General features: G+C 65.3%; 12 protein-coding genes and 3 pseudogenes. 4 read left to right on the top strand and 11 right to left on the bottom strand.

Translation table 11 applies throughout. From position 1 onward, the window contains the following. Positions 1-4: 4 nt before the first annotated feature. The gene (locus tag AB5J55_RS43675) at positions 5-6,397 is read right to left on the bottom strand and encodes an RHS repeat-associated core domain-containing protein (protein ID WP_369276479.1); all 6,393 of its coding nucleotides are present in this window, start codon (positions 6,395-6,397) and stop codon (positions 5-7) included. A 765-nt stretch (positions 6,398-7,162) separates the two neighbouring features. Between AB5J55_RS43675 and AB5J55_RS43670 the strand changes: the two are divergent. Next, positions 7,163-8,284 (top strand): annotated as a pseudogene (locus tag AB5J55_RS43670) (IS630 family transposase). A 266-nt stretch (positions 8,285-8,550) separates the two neighbouring features. Here the strand turns inward: AB5J55_RS43670 and AB5J55_RS43665 are convergent. The 8 genes and pseudogenes from AB5J55_RS43665 to AB5J55_RS43630 all read right to left on the bottom strand — a co-directional run bounded on the left by AB5J55_RS43665 (position 8,551) and on the right by AB5J55_RS43630 (position 13,786). Beyond that, the gene (locus tag AB5J55_RS43665; protein WP_369275912.1) at positions 8,551-9,420 is read right to left on the bottom strand and encodes an IS5 family transposase; all 870 of its coding nucleotides are present in this window, start codon (positions 9,418-9,420) and stop codon (positions 8,551-8,553) included. Positions 9,421-9,838: 418 nt separating this feature from the next. Continuing rightward, on the bottom strand, positions 9,839-10,138 hold the full coding sequence (locus tag AB5J55_RS43660) for a transposase (protein WP_369275911.1): 300 nt from the start codon (positions 10,136-10,138) through the stop codon (positions 9,839-9,841). Next, positions 10,095-10,712: an IS3 family transposase gene (locus AB5J55_RS43655; RefSeq protein WP_369275910.1), complete on the bottom strand. Its 618-nt coding sequence runs from the start codon at positions 10,710-10,712 to the stop codon at positions 10,095-10,097. Before AB5J55_RS43655 ends, AB5J55_RS43660 begins: the two co-directional genes overlap by 44 nt. 17 nt (positions 10,713-10,729) lie before the next feature. Continuing rightward, a pseudogene (locus AB5J55_RS43650) lies at positions 10,730-11,017 on the bottom strand (transposase); the annotation flags it as partial. A 58-nt stretch (positions 11,018-11,075) separates the two neighbouring features. Then, on the bottom strand, positions 11,076-11,312 hold the full coding sequence (locus AB5J55_RS43645) for a hypothetical protein (protein ID WP_369275909.1): 237 nt from the start codon (positions 11,310-11,312) through the stop codon (positions 11,076-11,078). A 181-nt stretch (positions 11,313-11,493) separates the two neighbouring features. Next, a complete protein-coding gene (locus tag AB5J55_RS43640; RefSeq protein WP_369275908.1) occupies positions 11,494-12,216 on the bottom strand; it encodes a hypothetical protein in 723 nt (240 codons plus the stop codon). Next, entirely contained in the window at positions 12,216-12,809 is a 594-nt protein-coding gene (locus AB5J55_RS43635) for an RNA polymerase sigma factor (protein WP_369275907.1), read from the bottom strand. Before AB5J55_RS43635 ends, AB5J55_RS43640 begins: the two co-directional genes overlap by 1 nt. A 428-nt stretch (positions 12,810-13,237) precedes the next feature. After that, positions 13,238-13,786: an RICIN domain-containing protein gene (locus AB5J55_RS43630; protein ID WP_369275906.1), complete on the bottom strand. Its 549-nt coding sequence runs from the start codon at positions 13,784-13,786 to the stop codon at positions 13,238-13,240. Between the two features lie 1,246 nt (positions 13,787-15,032). Here AB5J55_RS43630 and AB5J55_RS43625 point away from each other — a divergent pair. The 3 genes and pseudogenes from AB5J55_RS43625 to AB5J55_RS43615 form a co-directional block, all read left to right on the top strand. Then, entirely contained in the window at positions 15,033-15,590 is a 558-nt protein-coding gene (locus tag AB5J55_RS43625; protein ID WP_369275905.1) for an RICIN domain-containing protein, read from the top strand. A gap of 725 nt (positions 15,591-16,315) precedes the next feature. Next, positions 16,316-16,750, top strand: a complete 435-nt coding sequence (locus AB5J55_RS43620; RefSeq protein ID WP_369275904.1) for an acyl-CoA thioesterase — start codon at positions 16,316-16,318, stop codon at positions 16,748-16,750. A 325-nt stretch (positions 16,751-17,075) separates the two neighbouring features. Further along, a pseudogene (locus tag AB5J55_RS43615) lies at positions 17,076-17,615 on the top strand (IS630 family transposase); the annotation flags it as partial. Positions 17,616-18,898: 1,283 nt separating this feature from the next. Here AB5J55_RS43615 and AB5J55_RS43610 read toward each other — a convergent pair. Both AB5J55_RS43610 and AB5J55_RS43605 read right to left on the bottom strand, forming a co-directional pair. Then, on the bottom strand, positions 18,899-20,821 hold the full coding sequence (locus tag AB5J55_RS43610) for an ABC transporter ATP-binding protein (RefSeq protein WP_369275903.1): 1,923 nt from the start codon (positions 20,819-20,821) through the stop codon (positions 18,899-18,901). Next, positions 20,806-22,548 carry an ABC transporter ATP-binding protein gene (locus AB5J55_RS43605; RefSeq protein WP_369275902.1) on the bottom strand — a complete coding sequence of 581 codons (1,743 nt, stop codon included), beginning with the start codon at positions 22,546-22,548 and terminating at the stop codon, positions 20,806-20,808. The genes AB5J55_RS43610 and AB5J55_RS43605 overlap by 16 nt, the downstream gene beginning before the upstream one ends. Between the last annotated feature and the right edge of the window lie 341 nt (positions 22,549-22,889).

Below are 22,889 nucleotides of genomic sequence, written 5' to 3'. Positions count from 1 at the left end.
TCTCTCACGGCAGCGTCTTGATCTTGGCGAGCTCTGCCGCGAACTGCTCGGGAGTGAGGTTAGCTCCCGGGGCAGGGACGATCTCGTAGTGGGCGGAGTTGCTCCCTCGCTGGATCACTCGAAGCGTGCTGGGGAAGCTGGAAGGATCGATTCGGTGCGGGGTGAAGCCCTTCGACGCGACACTTCCCGCGTTGTTGAACACCGACACCCCATGCGTTTCCCGCACGAATCCCGTCTTGGGGTCGACCCTGAATTCGCCGGGCCTTGCAGCGAAACTCGGAGCGGCGCCACCCCTCGAGCCACGGAATATGGCCGCATTCGACTTACCGAACGTTCCGGCCATGGCCATTCCCACTCCACCCCCGATCTCAAGGAAGAGGGTGTCGTCTTCCGCCGACCGCTGGGGGGGGTTCCCAAAGAAGGCAAGGTATTCGAGATAATCGTTGACCTCGCCCCAAAGGGAACGTTCAGCGTTGCCTCCTATGTCTGTTGGGGCTTGGTTTCCATTGGTGTCGGCGGGGGTGACGTTGTTGGTTTGGGTTGGGCTACTGGCGGGTTCTTTGTAGCCGAAGTTGTCGCGGCAGAGGGGTTCGCAGTCGGAGCGGTCCTGGTTCGGGTCGTTGTCGTCGTCTGGGGCGTTACAGCCGGGGCCGCTGCATCCTTCGCCGGCGCCGCCGTCGGCGCCGTTGGGGTCGCCTGCGCCGGGGGCAGTGACGTCGTCCTGGGCATCGTGGGGGTTGCCGTAGATCGTGACGTTGTCCGCGCACGGGGCCCCGGGCTGCGCGCAGGGATCGCTGTCCGTCGTGCCACCCTGGCCGGTGTTTCCGCCGCAGCCCGAGACGTCGACGGGGCATTCGGGGATGTTGCAGTTACTGCCGGAGCATTCCTGGTGGCCGGTGGGGTCGGTGTACTTGAGAGGGTTGTTGGAGACGTAGGCGTAGCGGTTGTAGGCCTGGGTGGGGTTGGCTCCTGTGGCGATGGTGTCGGGGGTGGTGAAGCGTCCGAGGGTGGGGTCGTAGAGCCGGGCACGCATGTTGACGAGGTTGAGTTCGTCGTCTTCGTCGTGGCCGGTGTAGCCCTGGTGGAGTGTGCGGGGTTGGATGCCGGTGGTGTACTGGTCGTCGCCGCGGGTGAGGTCGGGGTTGCGGAGTTTGCCCAGCGCGTCGTAGCTGCGCTTTTCGACGACGGCGGCGGCGAAGCTGCTGGTGGGGCCGGTGTGCTTGGTGATCAGGCGGGGGGATCCCAGGTGGTCGGTGTGGGTGTAGAGGGTGGGCTGCTTGGTGACGGTGGCGGCGTCGGCCGTCTCCCGGTAGGCCAGGGTGGCCACCGTGCGGCCTTCGGCCTTGACCAGGAGCCGGTGGTCGGTGTTGGTGCCGCTCTGGTGGCGTTCGTAGAGGCCGGGCAGGTAGGTGATGGTGCTCTGGCTGCCGGTCTTGCGGATGCGTTCGCCGTTTCCGTCGTAGAGGAAGGCGGTGGTGGTGCCACTGGTGGGGGTGTGGGTGGCCGGCAGGTTGAGGTCGTTGTAGGTGACGGTGGCGCCGGGCCGGCTGGTCTGGTTGCCGACCTCGTCGTAGCCGTAGGTCCGGGTGCCGAACAGGCCACCGCTTACCTGGGTGACCAGGTGGGGCCGGGCAGGGTTGCCGTACGCGTAGGTGCCGCGTAGTTCACTGCTGATGATGTTGCCGAGCTTGTCGTAGTGCCAGTCGTCGGTCTGGAACACCTGCCCCGTGGAGGGGTTGCGGGTCTTGGCGGTGGCCAGCCGGTTCAGCGGGTCGTAGGTGAACTCCTCGGTGACCGGGCCCTGCGTGCGGGTTTTCAGGTTGTTTTCGTCGTCGTAGGTATAGGTCTCGGCGAACAGGCTGGTGTTGGGGTTGATGTCGGTGCTGTGGGTGACGACGCTGCGGTTGAGGACCTGCCCGCTCCAGTCGAGAGTCTGGCTGGTGACGGTCCCGTCGCCTGCTTGCTCCTTGACCAGACGGTCCTGGCTGTCGAAGTCCTTGGCCGTCCACAGCGTCTCGGTGCCGCTCTGCACACTGGACAGGCGGCCGTTGGTGGTGGCTGCGGGACCGTAGTTGTAGGTGACCTGGGTGTGCTGGCTCTGGCCCTTCATCTTCGGGTAGCCCACGCTGGTGAGCCGGTCATAGCTGTCGTGGTCGAAGTTGGTGGTCAGGGTCTCCTTAGGTGCGTTCGGGCTGGCGTTGGCCGGCTGGGTCTGGGAGACGTAGTCCGGGCGGCCGAGGGAATCGTAGGCGTAGTCGGTCGTGACCACGCCTCTGGCCGCGGGAGTGACCCGGTCGTCGGAGGTGACCTGCATCAGTGCGCCGCGCCAGGTGCGTCCCGAAACGGTGTCCCAGGTGCGGGTCGCCGTGGAGGTGCTGACGCCGTTCTTGTCCGTGGTGGCGCGCAGGGTCTCGCGGCCCAGCACGTCGTAGGTGAATGCGGTGTGCCGGCCCTTGGCATCCGTGGTCGAGGTGACCTCGCCGAACGCGTTGTAGCCGTAGGTCATGGCGCCGCGGTCCCCGTCGGTGCTGGAGAGCAGCGCGCCCTGGTCGTCGTAGGTGTAGGTGGTCTCGGTCTTGTCGCTGCTGGTGCTGCGGGTGCTGAGCAGGGTGCCGAACGGCCCGTAGCGGTAGACCCGGGTCGGCGGGCCGGATGTGTTGTCGTCGTCGACCTGCCCCACCACCATGTCGTTGTGGTCCACGGTCGTGGTCTTGATGTTGCCGCGGGCATCGGTGTAGGTGGTGGTCAGCTCGGAGTACTCCCAGGTGCGCGGTGCGGCACTGTCGGGGTCTCGCTGCTTGACGAGCCGCCCGGCATCGTCGTAGCTGTAGGTGGTCTTGTCCACCTGCGCCGGGGGGGTGCCGACCGGGTGGACCGTCGACATCGACGCCCGCATGCCTTGCGGCGTGTAGGACAGCGTCTGCTGTCGCATGGTGTTGTCGAAGCCCTTGAACCGCTCGGTCACGGGTCGGCCCAGCCGGTCCACCACGGTCTGCGTCACGGCACCAGTGCCGTCCTTGACCTCGGCCTGGACCAGGTTCTCCTCGCCCGCCTCGACCAGGCTGTAGCCGACCGTGCGCTCCGCACCGCTGGGCAGCCTCGTCTTCACCAGCCGGCCCAGCGTGTCATAGGTGTGATCGGTACGCAGACCGTTGGCATCAACGGCGACCTTCAGCACACCCAGCACCGGGTCATAGCCGGTGTAGGAGGTGTGCTGCCGCCCGTTCTGCACCGCATGCGGATAACCGAGGTCGTCGTATGCATAGGTGGTCTCCCGCACCGTGCCGTCGGCGAGATCGGTGCTGGTGCGGCGGATGACATTGCCGTCCTCGTAGTCGAAGGCGGTCTTCAGCTGCCGACCAGGGGCTGCATCACTGGCGTACGACTTGACGGTATCGATCCGGTCCGTGGACCCCTCGTAGGTGTAGGCACGGGTCCGGATTTGTTGCTTGCCAAGCGTGCCGGTGGCAGGGTCGATCGCTTGGTCCATCGTGACGACCTTCTGCGGTCGGCGCACCAGCCAGTTCGCGGCATCCACATCCGGCGTGAACAGGACCGTGCGGGAGTTCTCCCGTACCTTCGGGGCAGACACCGCATGCGTGTACGTCCTGTGGGCGTTGCCGTACTCGTCCATGTCCTTCACGGACGTGGTCACCGACCGGAAGGGCTCCTTGCCCAGCGCCTCGAATGCGCCCGGCGTCATCGATGTCAGGTTGGTGATCGCGGGAAATTCGTAGCTGCGTTGCCTGGTTTTGCTGACGTAGTTGAAGAAGACGAGGTTGCTTCCCTTGATGTCCCAGTCGCTCTCGGTGTGTTCCAGTCGCTGCCGGTTTCCGGACAGCTTGTGGATCATCCACCGTTGCTCCAGCGCGGGATCCTTGTGCCGCTTGGTGTTGGTGTAGAAGGACCGCTCCACCACGCTGCGACTGGAGTCGCTGCTGGGGTAGGTAGTCACCTTCCGCTCCGTGAACCCCAGCGTGCCGCGGCCGAATTTGTCCGTCCGGCCCTCGCGGTAAAAGTAGTCCGACATCATCACGGTGTCGTCGTCGATACCGGAGTCCCGTCGCATCTGCTTGACCACGTAGGAGCCGCCGCTCATGCATGCCAGGCCGGTTGCCCGCGGGCAGTTTCCACGGCTGTAGACCGCGGCGTCGGTCAGCGGGGCGTAGCGGAACTCCAGCGTCGCCGGCAGTTCATCCAGCGCGCCCTTGGGGAAGTGGTTACCCTCGTACACCCGCCACAGCAGGTCCTGCTGGTCACCGGCCGCGCCTCCGTCGGTCTTGTGGAGGAACAGCTTCAGGGCGGGTGAGCCGGTCGTTCCTGCCGGGGGGCGCTCCACCAGCAGCACATCGCTCAGCCCGTCACCGTCGGCATCGACCAGCCGAGGGCCCTGCCGCTCGTAGACGCTCTTGGACATCGCGTTGAAGTTGATGGTCGTGGCCGTGCGGGTGAATGACAGTGCCCCAGGGGCGGAGGAAGCGCTGCGGATCGCATCCAGCCCTGCGTACAGCGGCTCAAATTGAGCGCCGCCCGCCAGCCTGGGCACGAGCAGCTCGCCCCGCCCGTCGCCGTTGTCGTCGACGACGAGCGCGTTCGCGAACGCGTGCTCTCCCGCCGTGACCCCGCTCGCCTTCGCTCCGGTGAAGCCGCGGCCGGTGTTCAGCCAGTAGAACAGCTCCGCCTTCTTCACGCCGTCCGACGAACCATTGGTCAGCAGATCAACCAGGCCGTCACCGTTCAGGTCCAGCCACTGCTTGTCCAGCTGCAGTACCTTCGCTGGAAGGCTGATCTGCGCCGTCGTGCCCTTGGCCACGTCCCTGGCATACATCTGCCCGTCATCGTTGAACAGCACCTGGTCCCGGCCGTCACCGAAGACGTCGGCAACGGTCAGCCCGGCCGGATGCTCGCTGCCCAGCCCCGCCACAGGCAGCGTGTCACTGAATGCCTTGTCGTCAATGGGAGCTGTCGTGTCGTCGATGCTGGACGACACGGTGCCCGTGTTCTTGCGCCACGTCCACTTCCAGCTGGTGCTCGACAGCTGCTGGAACTGCAGCACATCCTGATAGCCGTCCCCGTCGAAGTCACCGGGAATCGCACCCTCGGCACCACCACCCTGGTTGAAGCCGCCCGTGAAGGGCGTCGTCGCCCTCAGCACATTCCCCGAAGGCCGCGTCACCAACGGCTTCCAGGTGCTTGCGGCATTCACCGCGTCGCGGGGCAGCAGGTCCATCCGCCCGTCCTTGTCGTAGTCCAGCGGCCACGCCTTCACGCCCGTACCCGCGGAGTTCGAGGGACCATCCGTGACCTGCGTGTAGACCTGCTGACCCGAAGTGGCCTGCGCCTTCAGATACTTCCAGCCCGACGCCTCCGGCCACGCCACGTCCGTACGGCCGTCACCGGTGAAATCCGCCGCCACCACCTGACTGTTCACCGACGACGGCACCAACGCCGCCCCGGACGTGGTGGTCTGCTCCTTCCCCGGCAGGAACCCATCCGATCCCAGCGTCCACGACAGGATGGTGTCCCGTCGGCACTCGGAGTCGTTGGCACCGCACTCGCGCACCTTCGCCAGCTTGCTCGCACTGGCCGGCCCGCTGTTCTCGTAGGACAGTGTGTACTGACGGGCCTGCTTCCACTCCGGCCCGGAGAGCAGACTCATCGTCACTGTCTCAAGCCGCTTGGTGGACTCGCGCGGCTGACCGAGCGCATAGCCAAACCGCTTGTCCGGCCGGGTGTCCCCGTACTGGAAGCGCACCTGACGGTCCATCTTGCCGACGCGCCCATAACTGATCTTGTCAATCCACCGCTCGACCTCGGACGCATTCGACGCCGACACGGTGCGCTTTCCGTACTCGAACTGGATCGTGTTACCCGAGCGATCCTTCACCTGCGATATCGGCCACGCCGTGTTCGCGCTCCCCGTCGACGTCTGCACCTGCGCGGCATCGCCATTGGCGGCGTACGTCTCCACGCGGCCGTCGGGGCCCCACACCTGGAACGTCGTCGGCCCCTTCACCGACGCCGGCGTCCCGGCCGCACGGAACGACTTCACCCGCATGTGCGTGTCCGGCAGCGTCCGGTACTCCTTGCCATCCGCTCCGTAGGCTCCCGCACCAATCCCGATCAGCCTCTGACCGTTCAGACAGAACAGGTCCGAGTCACCCAACTGCACGCCCTGCGTCATAGGCTCGGTGGCCAACGTCTTGGGACACCGGGAAATCTGCGACAGCCCGGTCAGGGTGAAGCCCATCCCCAGCTGGCCGTTCCCCGCCTGGCTGGAATAGCTCAACGACAGGTTCGGCTGCAGACCCCCACGCCCTGGCACCACCCGCAGCGGAATCTCATACCCGGCCGTCCCCGTGGCACTTACCGACGCGGCGCCGACCAGCCCGCCCATCTTCGTGGATCCCGCGGACACTGTGACCGACGCATTCGCCACCTTCGACGGATCCTTCACCGGCAACGGAAGCTCCGCAAGCGCCGCCCCCGAGGCAACCACCGCAATGGCAACCCCTATGGCGACGCCGGCGCGCCAACTCCGAAGCCGACCGGTTCGCCTCACGTGCAAGCCCACGATCCACAACTCCAGACATCAGTCACAACAAGCAGCGGGAAACCAAACAGATAAAACGGACAAAATCCTTAAAAGGCGTCCTGAATTGGTAGTGCAACGACACACCACTGGCACAGCAGAGTGACCGCCCCCCGCCCCGAGCCGCACGAAGGAAAACCCTCAACGTTTCCCTCATAAACCTCACCGACAACGTGCGCGATCGCACAGGACCGATACCAAACGACTATCGCGAGAGTCCCGATCGAGGCCAGTGACGAAGCGGGGCACAGGATGACGGCGACGCCACCGGCGCGCACTCAGGCACGCGCAAGGCTGCACCTTGCACAGCTGGCCCGACGACCGCCAGCCGCGTTGGCATGGCCTGCCCCGATCACGTGTGGCCGGGCTGGCAGCCACGGAGGTAAGGCGACAGTCTCGGGCCGGCAGACAGTCGTGCCGCGGGTAGCCGGTCCTGTTTGGCGCCATGCCAACAGGCGGATGGAGGACAGTAAGGCCACGTGACTAGTGCTCTGACCGCATAGGTTCGCCGGGTCGGTGGTCGTGGCGGTTGGATGTGGGGTGACGTCCGATCCGATCGCTGGAGGTGCGGTGGCTGAGCCGGTCCGTGTGCGCAGACTGACCGATCAGGAGGGGCAGAAGCTGCAGCAGATCGTGCGCCGGGGCAGCACCAGCACGGTGCGTTACCGGCGGGCGATGATGCTGCTGGCCTCGGCCGGCGGGAACCGGGTGCCGGTGATCGCGCAGCTGGTCCAGGCCGACGAGGACACCGTCCGAGACGTGATCCACCGGTTCAACGAGATCGGCCTGGCCTGCCTGGACCCTCAGTAGGCGGGAGGCCGTCCCCGCCAACTCAGCGATGACGACGAGGACTTCGTCATCGCGACGGCCACCACCCGCCCGGTCAAGCTCGGTCAGCCGTTCACGCGCTGGTCGCTGCGCAAGCTGGTCGCCTACCTGCGCAGAGTGCACGGGCGGGTGATCCGCATCGGCCGCGAGGCGTTACGCGGTCTGCTCGCCCGCCGCGGTATCACCTTCCAGCGCACCAAGACCTGGAAGGAGTCCCCTGATCCGGACCGCGAGGCGAAGCTGGACCGGATCGAGGAGGTCCTCGACCGCTTCCCGGACCGGGTCTTTGCCTTCGACGAGTTCGGCCCGCTCGGGATCCGGCCCACTGCGGGCTCGGGCTGGGCCGAACAAGGACATCCCGACCGGCTGCCGGCGACCTACCACCGCACCCATGGAGTCCGGTACTTCCACGGCTGCTACTCCATCGGCGACGACCGTCTGTGGGGCGTCAACCGCCGCAAGAAAGGTGCCGCGAACACGCTGGCCGCGCTGAAGTCGATCCGCGCCGCCCGGCCCGACGGCGCCCCGATCTACGTGATCATGGACAACCTGTCCGCCCACAAGGGCGCCGACATCCGCCGCTGGGCGAAGAAACACAAGGTCGAACTGTGTTTCACGCCGACCTACGCCTCGTGGGCGAACCCGATCGAGGCCCATTTCGGACCGCTGAGGCAGTTCACCATCGCCAACTCGAACTATCCCAATCACACCGTGCAGACCCGTGCCCTGCACGCCTACCTGCGCTGGCGCAACGCCAACGCCCGCCATCGCGACGTCCTGGCCGCCGAACGCAAGGAACGCGCCCGCATCCGCAGCGAGAAAGGCATCCGCTGGGGCGGCCGGCCCCTCGCCACCGCGGCCTGAGCAACCCCGGCGAACCTATGCGGTCACAGCACTAGCCGGGCTCCCTCACTTCGTCATGGGAGTGCGAAACCACGTTGACAGCTGCGGCCGCCGTCAGGTCGGCAGTGAGCCACGGCATGATCCGCGTGGACTCCCAAAAAGCCGGGCGAACTCTGCGGTCTGGGCCACATGGGCTGCCGACCGCAGGGGGTCTGACCGGCCTCGAGGTTGGTGGAGACCACGATGCGTATCTCCGCTCCGGTCAGAGGTCGTTTTCTCCCGTTGTTTCATCCCGGGATGCGAACTGGATCCGGTGTTGTCGGGTCGCGCCAGGAGACGGTGGTCTCGCCGGTGAGGCGGCGGGCCATCAGGTCGGTCATCGCGAGGTGGATCATGGCTTCGGAGCGTGTGGGCAAGGTTTCGTAGTCGCGGGCCAAGCACCGGTGGAGCATGAGCCAGCCGTAGGTCCGCTCGACCGTCCACCGTTTTGGGATCGGAGTGAATCCCCTGGCGCCGGGGGCGCGTTGGACGATTTCGAGGTCGATGCCGAGGGCGGCGGCGTGCTCGACGAAGTGTTTGCGGTAGCCGCCGTCGACCCAGACCTTGCGCAGGGTGGGGTGGGCGGTGGCGGCCTGTTCCAGAAGGGCTCGGCCAGCGGTGGAGTCCTGGACGCCGGCCGCGGTGACCAGCACCGCCAGCACAAGGCCGAGGGTGTCGGTGATGATGCTCCGCTTCCTGCCGACAATCTTCTTGCCCGCATCGATGCCCTGACTTGAGGCGGGGACACTGGTGGAAGTCTTGACGCTCTGCGCGTCAATCACGCCGGCAGATGGTTCGGCGCCGCGGCCTTCCTTCTGTCGTAAGAGCCGCCTGAGCAGGCCGTTGAGCTGGGTGAACACGCCTTCCTGCTGCCACTTGGCGAAGTATCCGTAGACCGTGTTCCAGTGCGGGAAGTCGTGCGGCAGGTAGCGCCACTGCACCCCGGTGCGGTCCACGTAAAGGATCGCGTTCATGATCTCGCGCAGGTCATGCTCCGGTGGTCGACCGAAGTCCAGGGCCCGGCCACGACGCTCGAAGCGCCAGGCTGACAGCACCGGCTCAATCAACTCCCAGCGTGCATCGGACAGATCACTCGGATACGCACGACGGTCGGCCATGACCTGGACATACCGCCGCCCAAGGGCGTGCGCCCAGGCGTGCACCCTGCGGCGTCGAAGCACGGAACAGACCCGGGCGTCCTTGAATGAGACAGGCGCAAGCAATCCTCCGCCCCATCCGTCGCACCGCAAGCCTCACCAAGCAGAACCGCCATCACAGACCCACCAGCACCACATCGAGAGGCAGAACGAACTGACTTAAAGCCCAATACTCACGATTAAAACGACCTCTCACCAGCACGAAGTCTGGCGTGGGCGGGGAACGCCGGCAGGCTACGGACGGGCCGGATCGCATCGCGCAGGAGTGGCAGCCGGGTGACGTCAACGCAGTTGGCGTTGGTCCGTGGCACCGCGAGCGGGAGCGATGTCATAACCGTCTGAGCTTGTTCCGTTTGGGCCGACACCCTCCGTGTGTTGGTCAGACCGCCAAGGCAGTCTCGTATTCGGCTGGACTGCGATAGCCGAGGCTGCTGTGGAGCCGGTGCAAGTTGTACGAGCCCTCGATCCACTCGAAGATCGCGGTGTGTGCGGCAGCCCGGCTGGGCCACGGCTGGGTGTCGCCCAGCTCGTTTTTCAAGGTGGAGAAGAACGATTCTGCGAGGGCATTGTCCCAGCACTGGCCAGTGCGGCCGACGGACAGGCGAATATTGAACTGCGCTGCCAGAATGGCGAGTTCATGGCTGGTGTATTGGCACCCGCGATCGGAATGGAAGATCACCGGCCCCGGACGGGCGGCGGGTTTCGCGAGCTGCCTTGAGGGCGTCGGCGACGAGTTCGGTCCGCAGGTGGTCGGCGGTGGCCCAGCCCACGACGCGTCGGGACGCGATGTCGATGACGGTGGCCAGGTAGAGCCAGCCCTCCTCGGTGGCGACGTAGGTGATGTCACCGCACCAGCGCGTGTCGATCGCTGCCGGGTCGGGTTGGAAGTCACGAAGCACAAGGTCAGGACGGGTGAATGCATGCGGGTCCGGGATGGTTGTGCGATGTCGGCGCCTGCGGGTTCGGCCGGTGAGTCCGGCCTGCCGCATCAGCCGTGCGACCCGGCGGCGTCCGCACCCCTCGCCCTCGCATTTAAGGACTGCATGGACGCGTGGGGCACCATAGGCGCCGCGGGACCGCTGGTGAACGGTGGTGATCTTCTCGGTCAGCTCGGCGTCCCGCACCTCGCGCGGACCGGGATTGCCGTTGCGGCGGGCGTAATAGGCGGTCCGGGAGACCTCAAGCAGTTCACACGCCCGTTTGACGCTGTGGCCTGCGCTTTTCTCCGCCTCGATGAACGGGTCCACGTTCACCGGGTCTCCGTCGCGAAGAAAGCCGTCGCATGCTTGAGGACCTCCACGTCCTCCCGCAGCCTGCGGTTCTCGCGACGCAGCACGGCCAGTTCCTCGTGCTCGCTGCTGGTCAGGCCGCCGCGTTCGCCCGCGTCGACCTCGGCCTGGCGGACCCAGTCCCGCACCGCTGTCTCGGTCAGGTCGAAGTCCTTGGCGACCTGACCGACCGAGCGGTCACCGCGCCGGCACAGCTCGACGATCTCGGCCTTGAACTCCGGCGTGAACGAGCGGCGAGGACGCGGCTTCTTCTTCCCCACGCTCTCCATGATGGACATCATCCTTCCGGGGCTGAAGCCCCTGATCTCAGATGTCCGTCAAAGCGGATCAAGCCCACGTCTGCATCAGGTGGCAGTCAGACCACTGTGATGCGGCGCCGAGCTCAAGGAAGAGCACCTCGTGCAGGCTCCTCAGTCGCCGCGTGCAGCCGTCCGCCTGCTCATGGCAGGGGGCGACTTCGTCGACGGTGTGCTCCTCGGCCTGTTGGAGTGCGGACCGTACCAGGGCGGTGAGGTGGTCAGACGTGGGCAGTCCGTCGCTCGACGCGTGGGATGGTATGGACATCGTGCCTGGCATGTTCAGTCGCAGGGGTCCGAAGTCAGCTCCCATGACTTCGGACCCCTTGATTTCCGGGCTATGCGACCCGAGTGGAGCGTGGGTGCGCCTCGGTGAGGAGTGCGCAGTGGTCGGAAACGGGCCGCTGGGTGCACTGTGAGAGGGCACCCCGCCCAGCGGGGGTGCGAGTCTACTGCTGCAGGGCGGGCTGGATGGCGTCCGCTGGTGCGGCTGCAATGCAGTTGGGACCGTCACCAGGGGAATCCGCGATCATCATGACTCCCAGCGGGTGCTCGGTGTGAGCGGCGGGGAAGCCGATGATCAGTGTGTTCCCCGTCGGCACGATGGCCGGATCCAGCTTGCCGTTCTCCCGAGTGATGTGGAATGGCCCCAAGCCGTCAGAATTCTCCGCGGGCACCGACGCGGACGGCGTCGGAGCAGATGACTGCGGGGCGGGGGTCTCCGGGCTGCCGTCGCCAGCACCGGCAGGCGGGGGGGAGGAGAGGCATTCAGGATCGCCGAGCAGTACCTTCGCCCGTACGCCCATGTGGGCCAGGTCCCGGCGCATGGCCTCAACGTCGGGCTTGCCGGACGGATCCTCGATGGTCAGCTTGACCTTGCCGGTGTTCTGCTGTTCCAGGGTGTAGGCGACGTTGGTGATCCGGCCCAGAGACTGACCCGTCCCCGAGGACACCGCCTGGCCGCCTCCGGCATTCGGGGCCTGGCCTAGGATAAGTGCGGTGATCGCCGCTGCAGCGGTCAGCCCGGCGCCGACGGTGACCGGGACCCAGCGCACCCGGCGGCTCCTTGCCGGCCGGGGAGCGGCCGTCTCTTCGGCGCCTTCCTGCTGGGCGCGCTGGACGTGGTTCTTCAGTTCGTGCATCAACCGCTCCTCGAAGCGTTCAGGGTTCATCAGGCCTCCATCAGGGACGAGAAGGGCGGGGCAGAGTCCGGGACTGCCGTCTCCGGCACGTCCTTCAGTGCGCGGCGGGCACGGTGCAGCCGCACCCGGGCGGCCACGGTGTTGATACCGAGCGCCGTGGCAGCCTCGGCGACCGTCAGGCCATCCACCGCGACCAGTTCGAGCACGGTTCGCTGGCTTGCTGGCAGCGTGGCCATTCGTGCCAGCAGTGCGCGAGCCTGGCGCTCGGCGTCGATGCGTTCTTCCAGGCGGGCGATGTCGTCGCCGTCCAACAGGCGGCGGCCGGCGATCCGGCCTTCGGCGGCCCACGCGCGGGCGGCACGCCGGTTCTCAGCCGCCGCGACATTGCGGGCGATGCCGTGCAGCCAAGCGATGGGGCTGCCCAGCTCCTCCCGGTAGCCGTGGGCCGCAGAGATCGCCGCCAGGAACACCTCGGCCACCAGATCGGCCGCGGCGTGGGGATCACTGCTGCGCCGAGTGGCATACCGCAGCACCGCCTGCACGTGCTCCCGGTAGAACGCCTCGAGCGCCTGCGGGTCCTCAGCGATGCGCGCTACCTGGTAACTGTCCGGCGGATGTCTCACATCAACTCCCTACGTCTGTCCGTCGCCCTTTCCCCCTCTTGGCGTCCCGCGGCAGATGCGTTACTCCCCCACCTCTCCCCACGCCACAAGACTGCTCGGCAGCACCCTGTGCGGCTGCACGTCGCTTGCTTCCCAGGCACGGGCCAGCACGCGGTAGAGGGCGGCCCGGCAGCCGAGAAAGAGCTCGGCCTATTACGCCGTTTCAGCGCGCCCTGTCCGCCGTCGCTTGGCTGCCACCTCCCGGGGCAGCAGCTCGGGCGGAAGCAGGGCACCTCGATCCCAGACCGGTTGAGGCACGTGAAGCTCCTGGTGGAGCGAGGTCTTCCTGGTCGAACACCCATCCACGGACGCGAGGCAGCCCCGCTGGGATGGTCCCAGCGGGGCTGCTGTCGGTGAGGCGTCGCCGTGGCGGCATCGACGTGGTGGGCTCAGGGCTTGAATATGACTGTCCGCGACCAGTGCTGCTTTGTGTTCCCTGCAGAGAAGGACTGAAGGTTGGGCGTTGAGGAACCCGTCAGGGTCGTCAGGGCCTTACCCGAAAGGCCGTTCCGGATGGTGAAGTACTTGAGGCTTGTTCCAGGGACAGGATCGATCGCCCAGTTCTGGCTGATGGTGCCGTCGCATGCTCGGACAGCCACGGCGGTACTGAGGCCGCCATTGGCGGTGTCCAAACACAACCCAGCCTTCCGGTTCTTGAGCATGAAGCCGCCAAAACCGTTGTCGAGCTTGTTGAACGTGTTCCACTGGCCTCCGAAACCGGAACCGACGTCAACTGACACGCTGGCCGGCCCAGGGGCAGGGAATACGGCCTTGGTCGCCAATGACCCAATTGAGGTGCGTGGCTCGAAGGTAAAGGTTCCAAAGAAGGTGTCGGCATGTGCTCCGCCGGCAAGCGGGCCCGCCAAGGCGCCCACAAACGCGGCAGTAGCAGCTACCGCGACGCCGACTCTGCGGCGTTGACGGGATGAACTGATCACCACGAAACTCCAATGACGTGCGAGGGTTGCAGTGAGAACGAGAGCCGGGAGTCTGGTCGTCTTCTTGGCGGCCGATTCCCCGCAACGAACTGGGTCTGGGGCTTGCCCCGTTGCCCCGCCGACGCCGAGCAGTACGCTGCGGTGCTTCCCTCGGTTCGCGGTGACGCGCCGGGCGTGAAGCCCGATCATCGAGAACGGCTCCGCCGCATACATCGATGGGGCAGCTGAGCCGCGCCTTCGATCATCCTCAATCCGGGTCAGCCCGAATCACTCCAGCACCATGCCAACGTGAGGACTCGCTTCTGAGAGGTTTTCCGATCGGTCGAACACAAGTCCGGTTCGGGTGATCTCTCGCTGTCGGGGCGGGCACGACGGCAACGCCTGCCAATAACTCTGGGTGCGATCCCAACCGACAGCGCCAAGAGGCCCCTGGGGCGCAGCCCTTCGTGCTACCTCGGTGAACTCCAACGCGCCGTCTCCGACGTGTGACTGTCTCACACGCAGGTTCGGCAACGAGGCGGACGGCCCGGATCACGTCCGCTGCTACAGATCAGACCCCTCGGGGGCTCAGTGGCAGGTTATCCGGCCCTTGCTGGCAGTACCCGGCTGGTGTCAGGGGCGGGCACTCGGGGGCTCTAGCCACCGCGTGATGCTGGACGCGGTCCGCTACGCAGTCGACAACGGCGCCATACAGGGCCGACGCGCCCTATGACTTCCCCCCGTACCGTGTGCACAACTTGCCCGATGCCGGCAAGGACAGGCATGCTCACCGCACTCCCCGACCGGCTGCGGGTGGTTGCGGCGTTCGCGATGCCGCGTGGCGTGAGGGGCGGCCAAGTGCCAGCTCTGCAATTTACTCAATGCGGACGACGCCCATGCCCTCATTGGTGCGCATCCGCGAGGCCTAGTCAAACTAGGCGAGGCGGCGAGGTGTTGAAGAACGGCTTGCCTGCTCGACGTCGTCAACGGTCAGCACGTCGGCCCTCCGAGTCCGAGTAGAAGCTCAGCCAGATCCAGCGGTTCGTCCAGCAGATGGTCTGCCGAGACGCCACGCGACGCGCCGGGCACGATGCCTACGTTGGGCTTACGGACGTGTGATCTCTGTAGGGATTTCCCCGATGTACCTGCAGACATGGAAGACAAGTATGAGCCTGCAGCCGGCACGTATCGAGCAGCTCGGATCACTCGTCTACGCGGCCTCGAGATGTCGGCTGGATTCATTCACCTTCCAGGATATGGACCGATCATGATTCGCTTCCGCGCGCCTCGCACGCTGGTGGCTTCGGCGACCTGTGCGCTTGCCGCTGCTGTGCTGTTGCCCTCCCCCGCAGCGGGCTCCTCCGCTTACTACCAGGGGCAGGGTCTGTTCGAGAAGTCAGACCGGGTGTGGACGGCAACTGGAGGCGCCGGGGGCAGCGTCACGTACTCGACCTCGAACGGATCGCCGGCGCAGCAGTGGTCGGTGGTGCAGGCTTCCGGAAGGCCTGCAGGGCAGGTGAACTACATCAACCGGAACACGGGCCTGTGCATGGACGTCGACAAGAGTGGCCCGAATCAAGGACACACCATCGGAGCACGGGTCATCCAGCAGGAATGCAGCGGGACTCTCAGCCAAGTGTGGGAGCTGCGGACGGACTGGGACCCCTTCTTCAAGAAGGCGTACGCCGTGCAGAACAAGCTGAGTCTCTATTCCCTGACGGTGAAGGGCGGTTCCGAGGCCGACGGCGCCGCCTTGGTACAGGAAGATCTGCTCGGCGGGTGGGGCGGATATCACCAGTTCTGGTACATCAACCCGGTTTCCTAGCGCAGATCTCCAATGACGCTAGGCCGCCCCGGGGATTCGGTGCGGCCTAGCTGCGGACAAGTGCTTGGGCGAGCGGAAGACGGCCTTCGCTGCGTAGTGGAGAAGTCTTCCGCTCGCCCTGCCGAACCCCGTGGCAAGGAGTTTTTAGCGCTTCTCACCACGACTCAAGCGCTCGGCATCGTCCAGACCGTGCCGGCAGGTGGTCCCTATGTGCGTGGGATGCTAGGTCCGCCAGGGACGCGACCATTCGTCCCGTCCAACTGCCGCATCCATCCCCGTCACTATGCGTAATCGAGCATCACTCCGACCGCAGCATCAAAACCGACGGCATCTGCGCTCCTCCTGGAGTTCGCAGCACTTGAGCTTGTGTCTCGTCAGTACTGCTGGCCAGATGCAGGCATAGAACCCCTGAACGAGCCTGTGATGTGGATGAGTGAGCATCGGATCTTGCCCAGGGGCCGCCCCAGGACTTGAGTGGCGATGGCCTGCTCGTGATCCGACAGGACAGCCTCTACGTACAGATGGCGAGACGCGTTGACCGTGACGCCGGTCGGTGTGCATCCAATCTAGTGTCGCTTCCGCACCTGCGTCCGGCGTTGATCACTTCAAGTATCCGTGAATGAGCTGCGCCGACGCTGTGATGAGTGAACGTTGCTTGATGCGGAGGTGCGAGATCGGCTACCTGGTCATCCCACTGCGGTGCGCTGGGCATTAGGGAGGGGTAAATGCAGGAGATGTATGTGACATACCGGGGAACTGTCTACCCATGGCATTGTGATCACATCGGCCACATGAACGTCATGTGGTATGTCGGCAAGTTCGACGAGGCCACGTGGAACCTCTTCGCAAACATCGGCATCACTCCTGACTATCTGCGCTCCAACCATCGTGGCATGGTTGCAGTGGACCAGCGGATCTCGTATCGCAGTGAGCTACTCACAGGTGATGTCGTGCTGGTCCGTTCTGCAATCCTGGAAGTACGGGAAAAGGTCATTCGCCTTTGCCACCAGATGGAGAACGCAGTAACCGGCGCCGTCGCAGCCGTCACCGTCGTGACCGGAGTCCACCTCGACACGAAGACGCGACGCTCGTGCGCGCTGCCTGCAAAGAATCTCGCACTTGCCAAGACCTTCGTGACAGATTTTGAGCCGGGCTTCTGACGCACTCCGCCCCCAGGCGCTCCTGTCGGCCAGGGGCCAGTTGCGCTGCACTCGGTCGGGGCCGCGTCTGCAGGATTGGTTATCGGTGGTTCTCAAGGGTAGTGATGGCGGTGCCAAGTCACGGAGGAGTCTGCGTATCCGGCAGGACGGACTGGGCGTCTCAGGGCAGTCTCCGGGCGGCGATTCTGCGTGCACTCGTCGGTCCTGGTGAGGTATGGGGCAGGAGTGTGTCCAGCAGGTGCGGATCTCTGCCAAGTGAGGGGGATGATGAGGCTGGTGGTGTCGTTTCTGCTGTTGCCGTTGTGGCGTCCTGGGCCTGGGCTGCGAGGCCCTGGACCGTTCGCAACCAGTGCTGCCGATAATGCCCGGCGTCCCCGAACGCCGCAGCCACGACTACGTCCGGGCCGGCACCACCACCCTGTTCGCGGCCCTGGAAGTGGCCACGGGCAAGGTGATCGGTTCACTGCACCGCCGACACCGGGCCGCCGAGTTCAAGAAGTTCCTGACCAAACTCGACAAGGAAGTACCCGCAGACCTCGACGTCCATCTGATCCTGGACAACTACGCCACCCACAAGACACCCGCCATCAAGAAGTGGCTGCTGGCACATCCCCGCTTCCACCTGCACTTCACACCCACCGGATCATCGTGGCTGAACCTGGTGGAGCGATGGTTCGGCGAACTGACCAGTAAGAAACTCCGCCGCGGCGTCCACCGCTCCGTCCAAGCCCTCGAGCGTGACATCCGAGCCTGGCTCACCGACTGGAACGAACACCCCAGACCCTTCGTCTGGACGAAAACCGCCGACGAGATCCTCGACAAAGTCGCCACCTACTGCCAGAGAATCTCCGACTCACGTCACTAGCGGGCACCGTTCGGTTTCCTGCCTGCTCGGCTCCAGTTGCCAGCCGTTCTTCCGGCCCAGCGGCGCCAGCAGCCCGGGGACATAGCCCCGCATCCGCCACTGCAGGTCCGCTGGCCCGAAGGAGGGGCCGCCTCCTTGCCCAACGGGGGGACGGGTGAGGAGGCGACCCCAGACGGTACGCGCCTACCGACGCCAAGGTCGACGCGTCTCTGTCTTGCCCAGCTGTACGTACGGTCTGTCCTGGCGGATCACACTGCGCGCAAGGATTTTCCGTAGTCACCCGCCGACCTGCCGCCTCTGCATGGACACGGCTGTACGGTCAGAGCGCGCCGTCGCCACCCTGCCGCGCGCGGGTGACAAGCGCTGACTTGCCGCTACCGAAACCTGATCGTCCTGACTGACCTGACGGCACCTCACAGCTGTCTTTTCACAGGCCACACGGACACAGTGCATCCTTCTGCCACGCCGGGCCGTAGCACCTGCCCGCATCACTGCTCGGATTCGCCAGTGAAATGTCGTGACACACCCGTGGACAACGGCTGTCCACGGTTGGAGCGCGCACGCGGTCTGCGCCGACGCGGCACAGCCCTCTCAATCTCAGCTGTCATGACGCGAGTCGAGGGCTTGTCGCAGGAATCCTCTTCGCCTCAAACATGCTGGGGGAAAGGGCCTTCTTCACCCGGTTCTCCCCCGGGCGGCACGTGCTAGGGGAGGACAGGATCAGCCTCGACGAGGCTGAGCACCCGATAGTCTCGCCCGCCCTCCGACAGCACGTCGGAGTATGAACCTTGCTCGAGCTTCTTTCCGACCCTGACCCGCCGGGGGCGAGCAATACGTGCAATCGGGCAAGGAACCGCATCGGCCACAGACACGCCTCCTGTGCAGCAGCGGACGACGGGCCTCATGCCTGCTTGCGCCTCGACCTGACCATTGAAGGGCCGCCCACTGCGGCCTGCTCGAGCGATCACGCGGCATGCACCAAGACCAACCTGGGTCACTAGCAAATCGGCCCGCTGACGACAGTCGTGCGCACAGTAGTCAACCTCCACATCCGAAGCCCTTCGCCACATCGATGAGGACATGGGTTTGGCTGCAGTCTTACAACTCGTGCGCGGAACGTCAGGCCGTCCGCCCCGGGGGGGTTGCACGGGTACGCCCACCATCGACCGCAGCTGTCGTACGGCCTCATCCTCAATAGTCACGTCATCGACGCACCCGTCTCAGCACCCACCAGGCGAACCAGACACCGAAATTCAATGTCGACGTACTGTGATGCGATGCGGCTAATTGATTGCATCCGTGGCTCGGGCGAACTGGGCGGCGTATAGCCGCGCATAGGCTCCGCCGGCGGAGAGCAGCTTGTGGTGCGTGCCCTGTTCCACGATCGCTCCCTCCTCCATTACCAAGATCACATCAGCGTCGCGGATCGTGGACAGCCGGTGTGCGATCACGAAGCTGGTCCTGCCGTGACTCAGCTGCTCCATGGCGCGCTGGATCAGCACCTCGGTGCGGGTGTCGACCGAGCTGGTCGCCTCGTCCAGTACCAGAATCGTCGGGTTGGACAGGAAGGCCCTCGCAATGGTGATCAGTTGCTTCTCGCCCGCGCTTATCCCCGCGCCCTCGTGGCCGATAACGGTGTCGTAACCCTCGGGCAGGGTGCGGATGAAGCGGTCTGCGTAGGCGACACGCGCTGCCTCCTCAATCTCCTCGCGGGATACCTCGCGGGAGGAACCGTATGCAATGTTGTCCGCGATCGTGCCCTCGAACAACCAGGTGTCCTGAAGCACCATGCCGATGCTGGCCCGCAGTTCCTCCCGTGACATGCACGCTGTGTCCGTACCGTCCAGGGTGATCCGGCCGCGGCTCACGTCGTAGAACCGCATCAGCAGGTTGACCAGCGTCGTCTTGCCCGCGCCGGTCGGTCCGACGATAGCGACGGTCTGGCCTGGCTCGACGGTGAGCGAAAGGTCCTCAATCAGCGGCTTGTCCGGCTCGTAGCGAAAATGCACATTCTCCAGCGCGACTAGACCGCGATGCTGGTGCGGCCTGAGTGGCAATTTAGGCTCAGGCGACTGTTCCTCGGCGTCCAGCAGCTCGAAAATCCGCTCGGCGGAGGCGACGCCGGACTGCACCAGATTGGCCAAGGAAGCGACTCTCATGAGCGGCGTAGAGAACTGCCGCGAGTACTGGATGAACGCCTGCACGTTGCCGATCGACAGAACACCCGAGGCCACCTGCAGCCCGCCGATCACCGCCACCAGCACGTAGTTGAGGTTGGACACGAACAGCATCAGCGGCTGCATTGTGCCGCTGATGAAGTGAGCCTTGAAATCCGCTTGGTACAGCGTCTCGTTCTGCACCCGGAAGGTGTCGGCTGCTTCCCTCTGCCGGCCGAAGATCTTCACCAGTGCGTGCCCTGTGTACATCTCCTCCACGTGGGCGCTCAGTACGCCGGTGGAGCGCCGCTGCTGCACGAACTGCGGCTGTGCCCACTTGCCGACCCGGGCGGCCACCACCACCGACAACGGCACGGTCACCAGCGCGACCAGCGCCAGCAGCGGCGAGATCCAGCACATCATCGCCAGCACACCGACGATCATCAGAAGCGAGTCGATGAATTGCCCCATCGTCTGCTGCAGCGTCTGACCGACGATGTCGATGTCGTCTGTTGTGCGGCTCAGCACCTCGCCACGCTTTTGCTGATCGAAGTACGACAGCGGCAGCCGCGACAGTTTGGCTTGCACCTGCTCACGCATCCGGAACACGGTCCGGTTCACGACCAGGTTGGACAGACGATTCGCCACCAGCATCAATACTCCGGCGAGCAGGAAGACACTAAGGGCGGCGAGCAGAAGAGCGCCCAGCGCATCGAAGTCGAGACTGTGCCCCGGAGTGAAGTCCCTGCCGGGGAGCAGGTCCGCGCCCCGGCCGTCGTCCCTGCCCTGCAGGCCCTCGACGGCCTGCTCCTTGTCGTCGTCCGACATCGGCTGACCGGCGATGCCCGCGAAGACCAGGTCGGTCGCCATACCGAGAATCATCGGTCCAGCCACCGAGAGACCCACGCCGCACGCGCCGGCCGTCAGCATCCCAGAAAGGGCCATCCGCTCCGGCTGCAATTGCGCCAGCAGCCTCACGCCGGAGGCCTTGAAATTTGTCGAGCGATGGTCGGGCACACCGCCCATCAAGCGCGTCATCGGTCCGGGCACGCCTCAGCCCCCATCAACTGCGAGAGCACAATCTCTCGGTAAATCCCGTTGTCCGCCATCAGCTCGTGGTGGGCGCCGTTACCAACGACCCTGCCCCCGTCCAGCACTACGATCCGGTCGGCATCGCGGATGGTGGACACCCGCTGGGCAACGATGACGACGGTCGCCCCGACCGTCTCGCGGGCGAGCGAAGCACGTAGCGCCGCGTCTGTCGCGGAGTCCAGTGCGGAGAACGAATCGTCGAAGAGGTAGATCGCCGGGCGCTGCACGAGGACTTGTGCGATGGCCAGACGTTGACGTTGCCCTCCAGAGATATTGGTTCCGCCCTGGGATATGGGAGCGTCGACTCCGCCTTCGAGCTTGGCTACGAAGTCCCTGGCCTGGGCGGCATGCAAGGCGTGCCACAGTTCCTCGTCGGTTGCATCGGGCCGGCCATAGCGCAGGTTGGTCGCGACTGTGCCGGAGAAGAGATAGGGCCGTTGCGGTACAAGCCCCACGTTCCTCGCCAGCAGTCCCGGATCCAGCGTCCGTACGTCCACCCCGTCAACGAGCACCACCCCCTCAGTCGCGTCGAACAGCCGCGGCACGAGGCTCAGCAGCGTCGACTTACCGCTTCCTGTGGAGCCGATGACGGCAAGCGTCTGGCCGGGCCGGGCTGTGAGGTGGACGCCGTGCAGCACGGACGCCTCCGCGCCCGGGTAGCGGAACTCGACATCGCGGATCTCCAGGCGGCCGTGGCCAGCAAGCGCGGCCACCGGCACGGATGGCGGCACGACACTGGGCTCCGTGCCCAGCACCTCCTGAATCCGCTCGGCGCATACTTCAGCGCGCGGCACCATCATGCACATGAAGGTGGTCACCATGACGGCCATCACGATCTGTATCAGGTAGGCGAGAAAAGCCATGAGCGCACCGATCTTCATCCCGCCGCTGTCGATCCGGTGCGCGCCGAACCACACCACAGCGATGCTGGAGAGGTTCACCACCGTCATCACGATCGGGATCATGAGCGCCATCAGCCGACCAGTGGCCAGCGACACCTCGGCGAGTTCAGTGTTGACGGTCCCGAAACGCTTCTGCTCGTAGCAGTCGCGGACGAAGGCGCGGATGACGCGGTTGCCGGTGATCTGCTCCCGCAGCACTCGGTTCACTGTGTCCAGCCGCTCCTGCAGCGTGCGAAACAGTGGCCGCACGCGACGCGCGATCAAACTCACTGCTACCACCAGTACGGGAATAGCAGCAAGCAGCACCATCGACAGCGGCACGTCAAGGCAGAGTGCCATGACAAGCCCACCCACACACATGATCGGCGCCGACACCATGAAGGCGAACGCCATCAACACGAGCATCTGCACCTGGTGGACGTCATTGGTGGTGCGGGTGAGGAGAGATGGCGCACCGAACTTGCCCACCTCGTGCACCGAGAGGCTCTGTACTCGCTCGAAGACCCGGGCCCGCACATCCCGGCCGACCGCAGCGGCGGTGCGTGCGCCGAAGTGCAGAGCGCCGACGTTGCCCGCGGACTGCAACACGGCAACGGTGATCATCAGCCCGCCGTATCGCAGGACATAGTTCGTGTCCCCACGCAGAACACCGTGGTCGATGATGGCGGCGTTGAGGACGGGCAGACAAAGCGTCGCGAGGGTCTGCGCCAGTTGCAGCAGGACGAGCCAGGAAGTCGGTCGTCTGTATGGGCCCAGGTGGGCCCATACAAGTCGGATCAGCACACTCACTCCCTCAGGCCTCGGTCAAGCGCCCACGCACGATCTTGTCCATGGCCTTTGTGTCTAGTGCTCCTGGGTAACGACGTCCGCAAACCCTGAGGACTGCCGTCGATGATCACGGCAGTACCAGGCCGGCCATGGCAGGGTGGCTTGTATTCCAGGCGCCGGAAACAAACAGACGCTGGTCGTCCCAGAGGGACACCAAGCCACACGGCATCCTGCCCATCACACCCGAGGGGTAGCAGTCCGCCTGCACGCCGCCGCCTCCCCGCAGAGGCTTGCCCTGCACGAAACGGGCCTACTCAATGAAATACGGGAAGCCAGGAAGAAATGGTTCTTGGGCT

The organism is Streptomyces sp. R11 (assembly GCF_041051905.1).
Classification (GTDB): Bacteria; Actinomycetota; Actinomycetes; order Streptomycetales; family Streptomycetaceae; genus Streptomyces.
This window is presented reverse-complemented; position numbering and strand designations above follow the sequence as displayed.